The following is a 13,969-nucleotide window of genomic DNA, read 5'->3' on the forward strand; positions in this document are numbered from 1 at the left end:
CCCGGACCGCATGGCCGTCGCATCCCCGATCACGGAGCGGTTGACCGTCACAGCGTTGCTGTTGCTGACCTTCTCCACGGGACTGGCCGACGCCATCAGTGTGCTCGTCCTCGGGCACGTCTTCGTGGCCAACATGACCGGCAACGTGATCTTCCTGGGCTTCTGGTTCGCCCCCAAGACCACCATCGACCTGACCGCCGCGGTGGTGGCCTTTCCCACCTTCGTCACCGGCACCATCCTCGGCGGCCGACTGGTCCGCCGTTACGCCGCGCACACCCGCCGCTGGCTCACCACCGCGTTGGGCACGGAGGTGGTGCTGTTGGTGGCGCTGTCGATCCTGGCCGGCGCCGGCGTCGTTCACTACCACGACAACACCAAGCTCTTCCTGATCGGTGGCATGGCCATCGCCTACGGCCTGCAGCACTCCACCGCACGACAATTCGGCATCCAAGAGCTCACCACCACGGTGCTGACCTCGACCATCGTCGGTCTGGGCGTCGACAGCCGGTTGGCCGGAGGGACCGGCCAACGCGAGAAGCTGCGCTACAGCGTGGTTGCGACCATGTGCGGCGGGGCCGTCGTCGGTGCGACCCTCACCCGGGTCGCCGTGGCTCCGGTGCTGGCCCTTGCTGCGCTCGTGGTTGCAACCAGCATGCTGATCTTCCGGTTCGGCGCTGACGCGCCGAAAGATGCTGCCCCGCTTGATATTTGAGGTCAGTTGAAAGCGAGCCAGCTGGGCAGGCCGCGTTCGTGTGAGTCGCACAGCACCTGCCGGGTATCACACGAGCCCTTGGGTGAGCCGGCGCCGGCCCACATGCCGCCGGTGTCGCGCCGCAACACGATCGCCGAGGACCCGCCGCCGTCGAGCAGCACCGCCGTGTCGCTGCCCAGCCCCCGGAACAGATCCTGGATGTTGTCGGGGGTGTAGCTGCCGCCTTCGAAGATGTACATCTCGTCGCGCTGCTTGACGTAGGCCAGCGCGGTGCGCGCCGCGCTGGGGCCGCCGTCGTGCAGCTGGCCGGTGTTGCCCGGTGAGAGCAGCCCGATCCCGGACACGGCGACGAACTTCGCGTCCTTGTTGAGCAGGTCTTGGATCACCGGGTGGCGACGTCGTAGTCCTCCCGGCCCTTGGGCCGCAATACATAGGGCGCACCGCCGGCCGGCAGGATCATCGTGGTCAGCGAGCTCCAACTCTCACCCCCGCCGGACAAACCCTGCTTGCCCGCGTAGGCGACGGTGCCGGTGACCGCCTGGTTGGCGCGGCCCTGGCCGTGGGTGTTGTCGACGAAGGCGCCCAGCGGTGAGCTGCAGCCCGTGCTGCGCCAGGTACCGCCCTTCTGCCCGCGCACGTCGAAGAAGTTGGCGTTGATCGCGATGGTGGGTTGTCCCATGCGCTGCCAGGCCTGCAATGGCTGGTAGGTCTCGGATGCCTGCATCAGGCCCTCGCCGGTGCGGGCGCCCGGGTTGTTCTCGCAGCGGGCCTGATCACCGGTGTGGGTGTCGACCAGCAGGTGTGGCTGCAGCCGTTGCGAGGCGTTCTTGATGATCATCAGGTGCCCGCCGTTGTCCATCTCATACCAGCTGCCGCCGCCGTTGAGCAGCGGTGTGGGATGGCCGGGGCCGAAGTTGTAGACCAGGTAGGAGCCCTTGGTGGTGGCGATGGCCTGTTCGAGCATTTCGCGGCCATCGGCCGCCCGCGCCACGGGCTGTCCGATGGTGGCCGCAACGGTCACACAGGTGGCGAGCACCGCCCAACCAGCCGTCAGCCGGCGCGCCACATTGGCGACGCTGGCAGATGGTGACAGCACGATGACCTTTCCTGGGAATGGTGGCGACTATCCCAGAATCAGTCACACAAGTAACACTGTCAACTTTAGTAACAGGGTTGTGACGGTATTGCTGCGCGGGAACTACGTTTGCTTGCTTGAGGTTTCGGGCACAGCGTCGGGGCTGGCCTCGGCGGCGGGTTCGGGCTCGGGATCAGCGGCGCTCCGCCGGGCGGCTTCCTTGGCTTTCGCCGCTTGGTGTTGGGCCTGATGCTCTTGGGCGATGGCCAGCTCCACCGCTCCGGGGATGCGGTGAAAACCTTTGCGGTCGTAGAGGTTGGTGATGATGCCGCCCAGCAGCACCCCGATGACCAGCCCGATCGCGGTGAGCGTCACCGCCTGCGACAGACCGGCATCGGCGTGGCCGTTGAGATAGAGCAGCGACCGCACACCCAGGAAGACCTGGTGCATCGGTTCGAATTCGGCCAGCCAGCGGAAGAATGGCGGCACCGCCTCCAGCGGCACGGTGGCACCCGCCGACGGCAAGCCCAGGATCACGAAGACCAGCATGCTGACCAGCAGGCCCATTGAGCCCAGCACCGACAGCAGTGAACTCGACGTGATGCCCACGGCGCTGATCGCAAAGACGCCGAACAGCCACAGTTGCCAGCCCAGCGGAATGGGCATGCCCAGCCCGTGCGCGATAGCCATGTAGACCGCTGAGGTCAGCAACGCCAGCAACACCATCAGCCCCCACTTGACCAACAGCGTGCGGAACCGCGAGATGTTCACCTGTTCGGCGAACCGATAGACCGGGCCGTACTCGGCCGGAACGTAGCCCAGCATAGAGTCGACCAGGGTGCTCACCACGATGCTTCCGGTGAACCCGGCCAACAGCAGCAACAGCGCGTAGTAGAACGCCGAGAGCCCGTTACCGGTGCCGTTGGGCAGCGGGTTGTAGACGACGGACTTGACGTCGATGGGGCTCAAGAGCCCGAGCACCGCGGCGCCGGCCAGCGGTGCGCCGTCGGTCTGCGCGGCGACACTGGCCGAAAGTTGTTCGCCCGCTTTGTTGTTGACGACGGTGATGGCCTGGGTCAGGGTCTGGCCGGCGATGCTGGAGCCCAGCGTGCCGGCCCGCGGGTTGGTCGAGATGGTGATCGTCGGCCGGTCGGCGCGGTCACTGGTCACCGCGCTCGCGCCGAACTCCCGCATCTTGGACGAGAAGGTCGGTGGAATCAGTACCGAGCCGTAGACCTGGGCGCGGTCCAACAGCTTCTTGGCCTCGTCGTTGGACACCACGCGGACATCGAACTTGTTCTTGTCCAACCCGGCGACCAGGCCGTCGACGATCTGCTTGCCCGCAGGCCCGGCGTCCTGGTTGACCACGGCGATGGGGAAGTGCCGCAGATTGGTGGTGGGGTTGAGGATGCCCCCGAGATACAGCGCGGACAGCGCCGACATCAGGGCCAGGGTGATCACGATCGGTGCCACCCAGAACCGCACCGTGCGAAGCGCTTTTGTACTTCTATTGGGTTTGGGCGCCGCGTGCAGGGGTTGTCTTTTAGGCTGCTTCTTCGACATGCGGGCTCCTGTCTGTCGAGCCCACTCTAATGTCGATCAGCCGCCCAATTTCTGATGCATCTCCCACACCAGCACTTCGGCGGATTCCCTGGCTGTCAGCCGCGGCGCGTCGGCGTCGGCGAATCGCACCGCGTCGCCGGTGCCCAGTTCGCCGACTCCGTCCAGCGTGACCCGGCCGCGGGGCACGAATAAGTGCAGGTAGGGGGCGGTGGGCAGGTCGACGACCGCGCCGGGCGCCAGTCGGGCGGCGTGCAGGGCGGCGCCCCGGTTGTGCAAGAAGATTGCGGCATCGTGGCCGGGGATGCCGGAAGCGATAGTGGTCAGGCCGCCGGCCAAAACTGTGTCGGGAATCTCGTGCTGCTGGTAGCCGGGGTCCAGGCCGCTTGTGTCGGGGATCACCCACATCTGCACGAAATGTACGGGCTCGGAGGCGGAGTCGTTCATCTCCGAATGCAGGATGCCGCTGCCCGCCGACATCCGTTGCGCCAGGCCGGGATAGATGACGCCGCGGTTGCCGGTCGAATCCTGGTGTCGCAACGCCCCTTGCAGCACCCAGGTGAGGATCTCCATGTCGCGGTGCGGGTGGGTGTCGAAACCGCCACCGGGTTCAACGATGTCGTCGTTGTTGACCAGCAGCACGCCGTGGTGGGTGTTCTGCGGGTCGTAGTGGTCGCCGAACGAGAACGAATGCCTGGACCGCAGCCAGGATGTCGTGGTGACGGCGCGGTCCGCAGACCGGTGAATCTGCGCGGCGGCAGGCATGGGTTCAGGGTAGTGGCGCGAGCAGTCCCTGGGCGTGGCGCAGTACCGCGTCGAGTTCGGCCAACGTCACCTCGACCGACCCGCCCAGGTGGATCTCGATCTGGTATTCCGGCTGCCCGTCTGACCCAAATATCGGCAGTACGACGAATTCGGTTGAGGCCAGCGAGGTTTCGAGCACATCGGTGACCGACTCCAAGGTGACCATGGTCATCAGGTTGGTGAGCTGGCGACTCACCTGCGCGGTCGGCTTGATGGACGCGAGCACATCGGTCAGCCGATGGTGCAGCGATCGGTGGGTGTCGTCGAATCGCCAAGCGCCGTAGCCGCGGGCGCGGATATCGGCGAGGACTCGCTGGTGTTGCTCTATCTCGGCGCGGCCCAGGCGCGGGGTGACCCGGCGCAACCACTCCTGTACCGATGCGTCGTCACGCCATGCCATCGCGACCAATCCGAACGGCGGTCCGATCGGAAAGCGCTGTCCGACGGCGTGTTCGCCGTCGGTGCCATGACCGACCGCGTCGACGGTGGTCAGCTGCCGGGTGCCGATCTTGGACATCGAGCAACCCCCGCCGAGTGACTCGTGCAGGTAACTCAACGCCGCGCGGCCTCGATCCAGCAGGGGGAACTGCCTGCGCAGGCCATGCACCACGGCGAACAAGCCGCTGCCCAGCGCATAACGGCGGTCGTCGCGGCGCGCCACCCAGCCGCCGCGTTCGAGTTCGGCGAGTACCAGGGCACACGTCGAGGTGCTGATCCGACAGATCCGGGCCAGCTCGGCGGACGTCCGTCCGTCCGGTGCAGCTGCCAACGCGGTCAGCACATCCATCACCCGACCGGTCGGCGGGGACTTGGCGGTTGACGCCGCCACGGCCGCCTCCTTACCATCCGTCCAAATAATGAATAACGCGATCCTATTATTAGGAGATCACATGATCAAGGTGGGAGTGTGGGGACCCGGATCCATGGGCCTGATCGCGCTGCGCGGCGTCATCGACCATCCGCAGCTCGAGCTGGTCGACCTGGTGGTGCACAGCGACGCCAAGGCGGGCCGGGACGCCGGCGAACTGTGTGGCGTTGCGCCGGTGGGTGTGGTCGCCACCCAGGATCCCGCGACGCTGCTGGGCGGTGAGGCCGATGTGGTGGTCTACGCCGCGGCGGCCAACCTGCGGCCGCTGGAAGCCGTCGAAGACATGGTGTCGATCCTCAAGGCGGGCAAGAACGTGGTGTCGTGTTCGGTGGTGCCGCTGGTGTACCCCGACGCCGTCGACTCGGCCTTCGCCGAGCCGCTGCAGCAGGCTGCCGCGGCAGGCGGCGTCTCCTTCTTCACCACCGGCATCGACTCGGGGTTCGCCAACGACGTGCTGCCGCTGGTGTTGACCGGGGTGTCCCGGGTCATCGAATCGGTGCGGGTGACCGAGATGTTCAACTACGCCACCTACCCCGACCCGGCGGCCGTCTACGAGATCCTCGGTTTCGGCAAGCCGCCGGAGTTCACCGCCTTCGCGGCCACGCCCGGGGTGTTCACCTTCGGGTGGGGCCCGGTGCTGCACCAGCTCGCCGCGGGACTGGGCGTCAAGCTCGACCACATCGACGAAAGCAACGAACGGCTGCCCGCACCCGAATCCTTCGACACCCCCACCGGCCACATCGCGCAGGGCACGATCGCTGCGATGCGGTCCACGCTGACCGGCTATGTCGGTGACCAGGCGACATTGGTGGTCGACCACGTGACCCGCATGCGCGACGACCTCGCGCCGGACTGGCCGCAACCGCACATCTCCATAGCGCCCAAGGACCTGGGCTACGGGCTCGCGTCCGGCCGCGGCTGCTACCGCGTGGAAATCGAAGGGTCGCCGAGCATGCGCTGCGAGTTCGAAATGGCCGAGGACCGCGATCACGATCTGGGCGCTCGCATCGCGGGCGCATCGCGGATGGTGAACGCGATCCCGGCCGTGTACGCGGCCCGCCCCGGGCTGCTGTCGGCGCTAGACCTGCCCCTGATCACCGGCGCGGGACTGATGCGTCCGGTCCCGGGCCCGGCGCCGGACAGTCGACTGTTTCAGCTGGGATAGGTGGCCGCTGCCAGCGCCAGGATCTCGGCACGATCAGCGGCCAGGATGAACCCGGCTGCGACCGCGGCATCGAGGGCCGTGGTGAACTCGGTCATGAATTGGTCGGCGCCGCCGGGGTAGCGCTGGTGCAGCGTGGCTTGGTCGAAGGGCTCGCCGGAACCGAAGATCGCCGACATCACGCCGTCGGTACCGCCCACTCCGGACGTCCGCGCGATGGGGACGTCCACCCACGGCGTGCGGATGCCGCCCCGAGCCAGGCCGTAATCGTCCAAAACGGGCTGCGGCGAACCGCTGTCGCGGACCTCGATGCGCGGGCCGCTCGGCGCGGCAGCGCCGTCGCCCACCCAGGTGGTCAGCGCGACCAAGCCGGCCTGCAGCACGTAGTGGTGTTGTGGCGCGAAGTTGATGTAGTGGCTGAGTTGCTGACCCATCAACATGTTGGTCGGCGCGTAGCCGGCGAGAATGTCGTCCAGCGGCGCGCTACCGGTGTCGATCGGCGCGACCTGGATGGTGTAGTTGTCGGCGTGCGCCGAGCCGGCGATCTCCCACACCCGCAGCCGGTCGTGCTCGGGCTGCCGGGCGAAGTAATAGCCGTGCCGTACCCCGCCGAACAGGTCCGTCTCGGTGATGACCGTCAGGACGGGCACCCGCAGGTCGGGCCGGAACTGGACCACGTCGGGCATGTCGGTGTCCGCTTCGTCGAATATCGAGCTGCCGTTGAGTGGCGCCGCCGAGCCGAACCGCGAATGCACCAAGAAGCCGTCGAACGTCGCGGCAACCGGATCGACGGCGTTGACGTACGTGGTGAGGAACATGGCCGATTGCGACTCACCCACGGCGACAACGTGTTCCGCGCTCCATCCCGCGATGCCCGGTCCGGCGGCGAGTTGGCCGATTTGAGAGAAGATGTCGTAGCTGAAGGCGTCACCCGGGTGACTCAGACGCGCATAACGCGCCGGGTCCTGGCTCTTCAACGACATGTCGGCGCCCAGCAGGCTCGCGCCGCCTTCGACGCCGACCCGCTGCGCCGACACCGCGACGTACCCGTAACCGGCGCGCACGATCTCGCGATGAGCCATCATCCACACCGCAGGCGCATCGATGCCGCCGCTGACATTGAGCCATTCGACCAGCACAGTGCCGTTGAACTGCGCCGGGTCGCTGGGCCGGAGCACCACCATGCGAGTGGTGTATTCAGCTGTGTCGCAGGCGGTTACGTCCCAGCGGCCGTCGGCACCGAGCGTCCCCAGCGGCGCGAAGGACGAGGCGGTGCCGGAAACGAAGAACTCCTCGGCGACATAGCCCAGCGTGCCGATGTCGTAGGCGCCCACCAGCAGTGCGGGTTTGCCGGGGATGGCTACGACACTCGGTGACTCGGCCATCGATTACAGCGTGCTGGGCAGCCCGAACTTCGCGAACAGGCTCTCGTCGAGGAACGCCACCACGTGCGAGACGCGGTCATTGCTGACGTCGAGCACGTGCAACTGGAACGGCACGTGCCGGTCACCGTCGCGCATGTACATGGCCGCGGCGGGCTGGCCGTTGGCGACCAACGGGACCATCCGCATGTCACCGGGAGAATCGGCGGGACATTGCTGGTGGATGAGCGTGACGATGTTGTGCGGACCTTGATACCAGCCGGTGAAGGGCGGCATCTCCCAGATCGCCTCAGCGGTGAACAACTCCACCAACCGGTCGATGTCGTAGCTTTCGAAGGCGGCGATGTAGCGGGCCAGCAGATCCTGGGCCTCCGCCGAATCCGGCGCATCCAAGCGGTCGTCGGCACTGGGCCGGACCGCCTCGAGCTGGGTTCGGGCGCGTTGCAGCAGGCTGTTGACGGCGACGGTGGTGGTGCCGATCGCCTCAGCCACCTCGGCGGAGCGCCATTGCAGCACGTCACGCAATAGCAGCACCGCCCGCTGCCGCGGCGAAAGGTGTTGCAGGGCCGCCACGAACGCCAACCGCACCGACTCACGGGACCCGACGATCACCGACGGGTCGGCCGAATCGTTGGTCACGTCGGGCAGCGGTTCCAGCCAGGGCACCTCCGCGCGTTCGACCAGCTCGGCTGTCGGGTCCGAGCTGGACGACCCCAGACCGGTGGGCAGCGGGCGGCGCTGGCGGCCTTCCAGCGCGGTCAGGCAGGTGTTGGTGGCGATGCGATGCAGCCAGGTCCGCAGCGAGGACTTGCCCTCGAACCGGTCATAGGACTTCCAGGCGCGCAGCAGCGTCTCCTGGACCAGGTCCTCCGCGTCGTGCAGGGAACCGGTCATCCGGTAGCAGTGCGCGAGCAGTTCCCGCCGGTAGGGCTCGGCGAGGGCGGAGAAGTCGCCGCCGCCTTCGTCGATGGGGTTCGCAAAATCTTCGGTGAGCGCCGTCACCCGAAACAGCCTACGCAGACCGGCCGACAACTCCAGGAGCCATTACGCTGCCCGTAATGACTACCACCCGCGATGAAAGAAGCTTCGACGGTCTTGGCGGCGTGGACCTCGTCTACGACGTCTGGACACCCGACGCCCAACCGCGCGCGGTGCTGGTCTTGGCGCACGGACTCGGTGAGCACGCCCGCCGCTACGACCACGTCGCGCAACGATTCGGCGAGGCGGGTCTGGTCACCTACGCCCTGGACCACCGCGGCCATGGCCGCTCGGGCGGCAAACGGATGGTGGTGCGTGACATCACCGAGTACACCGCCGACTTCGACACCCTGGTCGGCATCGCCAAAAGAGAGCATCCGGGCACCAAGTGCATCGTGCTCGGCCACAGCATGGGCGGGGCGATCGTGTTCGCCTACGGCGTCGAACGCCCGGACAACTACGACCTGATGGTGCTGTCCGCGCCGGCGGTGGCCGCTCAAGAGTTGGTCAATCCGGTGGTGGCGCTGGCCGCGCGGGTGCTGGGCGTGGTGGTGCCCGGCTTGCCGGTGCAAGAACTCGACGTCGACGCGATCTCCCGCGACCAGGCCGTGGTGGACGCCTACAACGCCGACCCGATGGTCTACCACGGCCGCGTCCCGGCCGGCATCGGCCGGGCGTTGTTGCAGGTCGGTGAGACGATGCCCCGGCGGGCCCCCGCCGTCACGGCGCCGCTACTGGTCGTGCACGGCGTCGCGGACCGGTTGATCCCGATCGGCGGCAGTCGCCGCCTGGTCGAATGCGTGGGATCCACCGACGTCGAACTCAAGGAGTATCCGGACCTCTATCACGAGGTCTTCAACGAACCCGAGCGTGCCGTGGTGCTCGACGACGTGGTGAGCTGGATCGACCGCCGGGTGTAGTCCCGATGTCGTGAGGCTCCCGTAGTTTGTCGCTATGACCGACGACAAGATGTTGGCGCGCATCGCGGCCCTGCTGCGGCAGGCCGAGGGCACCGACAATCCCCACGAGGCGGACGCATTCATGACCGCCGCGCAGCGCTTGGCGACGGCCGCGTCCATCGACCTGGCGGTGGCGCGTTCGCACTCCGCCAACCGCTCACCGGCCCAGGCCCCGACCCAACGCACCATCACCATCGGCAACGCCGGCACCCGGGGGCTGCGCACCTACGTGCAGCTGTTCGTGCTCATCGGGGCGGCCAACGACGTGCGCTGCGATGTGGCGTCGAATTCGACCTTCGTCTACGCCTACGGGTTCGCCGAAGACATCGACGCCACGCACGCCCTGTACGCCAGCCTGGTGGTCCAGATGGTCCGGGCCTCCGACGCCTACCTCGCCTCCGGCGCGCACCGGCCCACCCCGACGATCACCGCCCGGCTCAACTTCCAGTTGGCGTTCGGCGCCCGCGTCGGCCAGCGGCTGGCCGAGGCCCGCGAACAGACCCGCCAAGAGGTCACCAAGGACCGGGTCCGCGCGCCGGGCACCGCAATTGCGCTGCGCGACAAGGATCTCGAGCTGCGCGACTACTACCGCGAGGCCTCCAAGGCGCGGGGCACCTGGCAGGCCAATAGGGCCTCGGCCGGATATTCGTCGGCCGCGCGGCGCGCCGGTGACCGCGCCGGCAAACGGGCGCGCCTGGGTGCCAGCCCGGAACTGCCCGGCGCGCGGAGCGCACTGCGCCGGTGACACCGGCGGATTCGCAGGGCCGGCCCGCCAGAGACGCCCAGCGCGCCAAGGTCTACGCCGCCGAGGAGTTCGTGCGGACGCTGTTCGACCGGGCCGCCGAGCACGGGTCGCCGATGATCGAATTCTTCGGGACCCAGTTGACGCTGCCGCCCGAAGGCCGGTTCGGTTCGGTGCCCTCGGTGCAGCGCTACGTCGACGACGTGCTGGCGTTGCCGGCGGTCCGCTCCCACTGGCCCTCGGCAGGGCCACTGCGAGTGCGGGCGCGCAAAGCCGCCACCGCCGCGCACTACGAAAACCGCGACGGCGCAGGCACTATCGCCGTTCCAGACCGGAACACTGCCGACTGGGCGATGCGCGAACTGGTGGTGTTGCACGAGATCGCCCACCACCTGTGCCAGACGCCGCCCCCGCACGGTCCGCAGTTCGTGACGACCATGTGCACGCTGGCCGAGGCGGTGATGGGCCCCGAACTCGGCCACGTGTTGCGGGTCGTGTACGCAAAAGAGGGTGTGCGGTGAGGGGTTAGCGGGATCAGACGCCGACGTCCGGGCTCGCGAGATCGAAGCACAGCTGACCGACGACGAACGCTTCTCGCTTCTGGTCGGCGTCATGGGCGCCGGCGACATGTGGCCGCTGCGCGACGAGCGCATTCCCGACGGTGTTCCGATGAGCGCCGGCTACGTGCCCGGGGTGCCGCGGCTGGGCGTCCCGGCCTTGCTGATGAGCGATGCCAGCCTGGGCGTCACCAATCCCGGCTTCCGCCCGGGCGACACCGCCACCGCGCTGCCGGCGGGCTTGGCGCTGGCCGCCACCTTCAACCCGGCGCTGGCCCGTGCCGCCGGACAGGCGATCGGCCGGGAGGCCCGCAGCCGCGGACTGAACGTGCTGTTGGCCGGCGGCATGAACCTGGCCCGCGACCCCCGCAACGGCCGCAACTTCGAGTACCTCTCCGAAGACCCGCTACTGACCGCGACCATGGCCGCGGAGTCGGTGCTCGGGATCCAGCAGCAGGGCGTCATCTCGACAATCAAGCACTACACGCTGAATTGCAACGAAACCAACCGGCACTGGCTGAACGCGCTCATCGATCCCGACGCCCACCGCGAATCCGATCTGCTGGCCTTCGAAATGGTCATCGAGCGCGCCCGGCCCGGCGCGGTGATGACCGCCTACAACAAGATCAACGGCGACTATGCCGCCCAGAACACCTACCTGCTCACCGAGGTGCTGAAGAACACCTGGGGCTTTCGCGGCTGGGTGATGTCGGATTGGGGCGGTACCCCGAGTTGGGACTGTGCCCGGCACGGATTGGACCAGGAGTCCGGTGCGCAGATCGACGCGCTGTTCTGGCAGGCCGAGTCCTTCGGCGAACCGCTGCGCGCCGCATACGCCGATGGCCGGATGAGCCAGGAGCGGCTGTCGGACATGGTGCGGCGGATCCTGCGGTCCATGTTCGCCGTCGGCATCGACCGAACAGACCCTCCTCCTGCCCCGGATATGGCCGCGCACAACGACATTGCGCTGCAGATCGCCCGAGAAGGCATTGTGCTGTTGCAGAACCGCGGGGTGCTGCCGTTGGCCGCGGAGTCGACGGCGCGCATCGCGGTGATCGGCGGCTATGCCCAGCGCGGGGTGCCGATCGGCTTCGGGTCCGCCGCCGTCGTCCCGCCGGGCGGCTACGCCGAGGTCATCCCGATCGGCGGGCCGGGTCTGTCGGGCGGCATGCGCAAGCTGCAGCTGCTGCCGTCGAGCCCGCTCGACGCGCTGCGGGAGCGACTTGCCCACGCGCAGATCGAGTTCGATCCCGGCATCAGCCCGGCAGAGGCGGCAGTGGCGGCGCGACTGGCCGACGTCGCGATCGTGTTCGCCATCCGGGTCGAAGGAGAGGGCGTCGACATCGCCGACCTCTCGCTGCCGTGGGGGCAGGACGCGGTGATCGCGGCCGTGGCCGCCGTCAACCCGAACACGGTGGTGGTGTGCGAAACCGGAAACCCGGTGGCGATGCCGTGGGCGGAGGAGGTCAACGCCGTCGTGCGGCCTGGTATCCCGGCCAGGCCGGTGCTCAGGCGATCGCGGAAGTGCTTATCGGACAAGTGAATCCGTCGGGGCGGTTGCCGATCACCTTCCCGGCGGAGCTGGATCAGACGCCGCGCCCGCAGCTACCCGGCCTGGGCGAGCCGTTCGGGACACCGACGACGATTGAGTACCTGGAAGGCGCCGACGTCGGCTACCGCTGGTTCGGCCGATACGGCCACCGGCCGCTGTTCGCCTTCGGCCATGGCTTGTCCTACACCAGCTTCGACTACCGGGACCTCACGGTCACCGGCGGCCAGACCGTGACGGCCAGCTTCACCGTGGTGAACACGGGTGAGCGGCGCGGGGCGGACGTCCCGCAGGTGTATTTGACCGCCGCGCCCGACGGACCGATGTTGCGCTTGCTGGGATTCACCCGCGTCGAACTCGAACCCGGCCAGGCCGCGCAGGTGCGGATCGAGGCCGATCCGCGGTTGCTGGCGCGCTACCAGGGGTCAGCGGGCTGCTGGCGGATCGAGCCGGGTGACCACACGGTCGCCGTCGGGGCCTCGGCTGTGGCCTTGAAACTCTCGGCCACAACCGAGTTGGCCGGCCGTGCGTTAGGCGCTTGAACAGCGCCGAATCCGCACGACCGGCTGGGGGGACCTATTGGACGGGAACCAGCTCGGCGCCGCAGGTGCAGCGGTAGGCCTCACCGGAGCCCGAGCATTCACACTTGTGCTCGACCACGACGCGGCAGCCGCAGTGGTCGTGACCGCAGGACAGTACGGTTCCAGCCTCGTAATTCGGCATCGTCTCACCCTTATCTGTACGGGGACTCGCAGCGTCCCAGTGTTTGACCGACAACCGCCACTATACCCCATACGGGTATCTGGTAAAGGGTGTGGCGGCATCTTTGTCACGGGGTAGCGTTTCAGGCATGCCAACCGAACCCACCCCGAAAGATGTTGACGCGTTCTTGGATAGCGCCCTGCTGGACGACGACCCGGCGTTGGCGTCGGCGCTGGAAGCCAGCAGTGCAGCGGGGCTTCCGCCGATCGCGGTGTCGGCGCAGCAGGGCAAATTCCTGTCGTTGCTGGCCGGTGCCATCCGGGCGCGCCGCATCCTGGAACTGGGCACGCTGGGTGGCTTCAGCACCATTTGGCTGGCCCGCGGCGCCGGCCCCCAGGGACACGTGGTGACCCTGGAATACGAGCCCAGGCACGCCGAAGTCGCACGGGCCAACCTGCAGCGCGCGGGCGTCGCCGAGCGGGTCGAGGTACTCGTGGGCGCGGCCTTGGACACCCTGCCGACCTTGACCGGTGACCCGTTCGACCTGGTGTTCATCGACGCCGACAAGGAGAATTACCCCGCGTACCTGGAGTGGGCGGTCCGGTTGACCCGGCCAGGTTCAGTCATCGTGGTGGACAACGTGATTCGCAACGGTCAGGTCGCGGCGACGAACTCCGACGATGCCCGGGTCGCCGCGACGCGCCACACCTTGCAGTTGATGGGCGAGCATCCGCAACTGGACACCGCGGCGCTGCAGACCGTCGGCGCCAAGGGCTGGGACGGCTTCGCGATCGCCCTGGTGCGCTAGTCGCCGCCGCGCCGAGTGTGAGTCGTCGGCGTCGAGTGTGTAGTCAGGGTCGGGATCGGCCGGTTTTCCCGCCGTGTGTGCACACTCGACGCCGTCAGCGGACGCTCGCTC

At 67.9% G+C, this 13,969-nt stretch carries 11 protein-coding genes and 3 pseudogenes; 7 read left to right on the forward strand and 7 right to left on the reverse strand.

The window, feature by feature from the left end:
• Nucleotides 1–10 precede the first annotated feature (10 nt).
• Entirely contained in the window at nt 11–712 is a 702-nt protein-coding gene (locus I2456_RS02370) for a YoaK family protein (RefSeq protein WP_085072548.1), read from the forward strand.
• 2 nt (nt 713–714) lie between these two features.
• Here I2456_RS02370 and I2456_RS02375 read toward each other — a convergent pair.
• From I2456_RS02375 to I2456_RS02390, 4 genes and pseudogenes are all read right to left on the reverse strand, one after another.
• Nucleotides 715–1,811: pseudogene (locus I2456_RS02375) on the reverse strand (phosphodiester glycosidase family protein).
• A gap of 99 nt (nt 1,812–1,910) precedes the next feature.
• The gene (locus tag I2456_RS02380; RefSeq protein ID WP_085072547.1) at nt 1,911–3,350 is read right to left on the reverse strand and encodes a YhgE/Pip domain-containing protein; all 1,440 of its coding nucleotides are present in this window, start codon (nt 3,348–3,350) and stop codon (nt 1,911–1,913) included.
• Nucleotides 3,351–3,386: 36 nt separating this feature from the next.
• Nucleotides 3,387–4,112, reverse strand: a complete 726-nt coding sequence (locus I2456_RS02385) for a pirin family protein (RefSeq protein WP_085072546.1) — start codon at nt 4,110–4,112, stop codon at nt 3,387–3,389.
• Between the two features lie 4 nt (nt 4,113–4,116).
• The gene (locus I2456_RS02390) at nt 4,117–4,938 is read right to left on the reverse strand and encodes a MarR family transcriptional regulator (RefSeq protein ID WP_085072568.1); all 822 of its coding nucleotides are present in this window, start codon (nt 4,936–4,938) and stop codon (nt 4,117–4,119) included.
• A 103-nt stretch (nt 4,939–5,041) separates the two neighbouring features.
• Here I2456_RS02390 and I2456_RS02395 point away from each other — a divergent pair, with 103 nt between their 5' ends.
• Nucleotides 5,042–6,184: an NAD(P)H-dependent amine dehydrogenase family protein gene (locus tag I2456_RS02395; RefSeq protein WP_085072545.1), complete on the forward strand. Its 1,143-nt coding sequence runs from the start codon at nt 5,042–5,044 to the stop codon at nt 6,182–6,184.
• On the opposite strand, the gene I2456_RS02400 is transcribed toward I2456_RS02395, so the two are convergent.
• Both I2456_RS02400 and I2456_RS02405 read right to left on the reverse strand, forming a co-directional pair.
• Nucleotides 6,172–7,566, reverse strand: a complete 1,395-nt coding sequence (locus I2456_RS02400; RefSeq protein ID WP_085072544.1) for an alpha/beta hydrolase domain-containing protein — start codon at nt 7,564–7,566, stop codon at nt 6,172–6,174. The two genes, I2456_RS02395 and I2456_RS02400, sit on opposite strands and share 13 nt — an antisense overlap.
• A gap of 3 nt (nt 7,567–7,569) precedes the next feature.
• Nucleotides 7,570–8,608: pseudogene (locus tag I2456_RS02405) on the reverse strand (sigma-70 family RNA polymerase sigma factor).
• A 13-nt stretch (nt 8,609–8,621) separates the two neighbouring features.
• Here I2456_RS02405 and I2456_RS02410 point away from each other — a divergent pair.
• From I2456_RS02410 to I2456_RS02425, 4 genes and pseudogenes are all read left to right on the forward strand, one after another.
• Nucleotides 8,622–9,461 carry an alpha/beta hydrolase gene (locus I2456_RS02410; RefSeq protein WP_085072542.1) on the forward strand — a complete coding sequence of 280 codons (840 nt, stop codon included), beginning with the start codon at nt 8,622–8,624 and terminating at the stop codon, nt 9,459–9,461.
• Between the two features lie 34 nt (nt 9,462–9,495).
• Nucleotides 9,496–10,245: a DUF2786 domain-containing protein gene (locus tag I2456_RS02415; protein WP_068030602.1), complete on the forward strand. Its 750-nt coding sequence runs from the start codon at nt 9,496–9,498 to the stop codon at nt 10,243–10,245.
• Entirely contained in the window at nt 10,242–10,763 is a 522-nt protein-coding gene (locus I2456_RS02420) for a TIGR04338 family metallohydrolase (protein WP_085072541.1), read from the forward strand. The genes I2456_RS02415 and I2456_RS02420 overlap by 4 nt, the downstream gene beginning before the upstream one ends.
• Nucleotides 10,753–12,890: pseudogene (locus I2456_RS02425) on the forward strand (glycoside hydrolase family 3 C-terminal domain-containing protein). Before I2456_RS02420 ends, I2456_RS02425 begins: the two are co-directional and overlap by 11 nt.
• A 34-nt stretch (nt 12,891–12,924) precedes the next feature.
• Here the strand turns inward: I2456_RS02425 and mymT are convergent.
• Nucleotides 12,925–13,071 carry a copper-binding metallothionein MymT gene (gene mymT / locus I2456_RS29280; RefSeq protein WP_082952221.1) on the reverse strand — a complete coding sequence of 49 codons (147 nt, stop codon included), beginning with the start codon at nt 13,069–13,071 and terminating at the stop codon, nt 12,925–12,927.
• Nucleotides 13,072–13,198: 127 nt separating this feature from the next.
• Here mymT and I2456_RS02430 point away from each other — a divergent pair, with 127 nt between their 5' ends.
• The gene (locus I2456_RS02430; protein ID WP_085072540.1) at nt 13,199–13,858 is read left to right on the forward strand and encodes an O-methyltransferase; all 660 of its coding nucleotides are present in this window, start codon (nt 13,199–13,201) and stop codon (nt 13,856–13,858) included.
• The last annotated feature ends 111 nt before the right edge of the window (nt 13,859–13,969 follow it).

Source organism: Mycobacterium kubicae, from assembly GCF_015689175.1.
GTDB classification, from domain to species: Bacteria; Actinomycetota; Actinomycetes; order Mycobacteriales; family Mycobacteriaceae; genus Mycobacterium; species Mycobacterium kubicae.

Excerpts from the sequence above, each read along its gene's own strand:
- I2456_RS02370 (WP_085072548.1), top strand. The coding sequence starts at position 11 with ATGGCCGTCGCATCCCCGATCACGGAGCGGTTGACCGTCACAGCGTTG.
- I2456_RS02380 (WP_085072547.1), bottom strand. The coding sequence starts at position 3,350 with ATGTCGAAGAAGCAGCCTAAAAGACAACCCCTGCACGCGGCGCCCAAA.
- I2456_RS02385 (WP_085072546.1), bottom strand. The coding sequence starts at position 4,112 with ATGCCTGCCGCCGCGCAGATTCACCGGTCTGCGGACCGCGCCGTCACC.
- I2456_RS02390 (WP_085072568.1), bottom strand. The coding sequence starts at position 4,938 with ATGGATGTGCTGACCGCGTTGGCAGCTGCACCGGACGGACGGACGTCC.
- I2456_RS02395 (WP_085072545.1), top strand. The coding sequence starts at position 5,042 with ATGATCAAGGTGGGAGTGTGGGGACCCGGATCCATGGGCCTGATCGCG.
- I2456_RS02400 (WP_085072544.1), bottom strand. The coding sequence starts at position 7,566 with ATGGCCGAGTCACCGAGTGTCGTAGCCATCCCCGGCAAACCCGCACTG.
- I2456_RS02410 (WP_085072542.1), top strand. The coding sequence starts at position 8,622 with ATGACTACCACCCGCGATGAAAGAAGCTTCGACGGTCTTGGCGGCGTG.
- I2456_RS02415 (WP_068030602.1), top strand. The coding sequence starts at position 9,496 with ATGACCGACGACAAGATGTTGGCGCGCATCGCGGCCCTGCTGCGGCAG.
- mymT (WP_082952221.1), bottom strand. The coding sequence starts at position 13,071 with ATGCCGAATTACGAGGCTGGAACCGTACTGTCCTGCGGTCACGACCAC.
- I2456_RS02430 (WP_085072540.1), top strand. The coding sequence starts at position 13,199 with ATGCCAACCGAACCCACCCCGAAAGATGTTGACGCGTTCTTGGATAGC.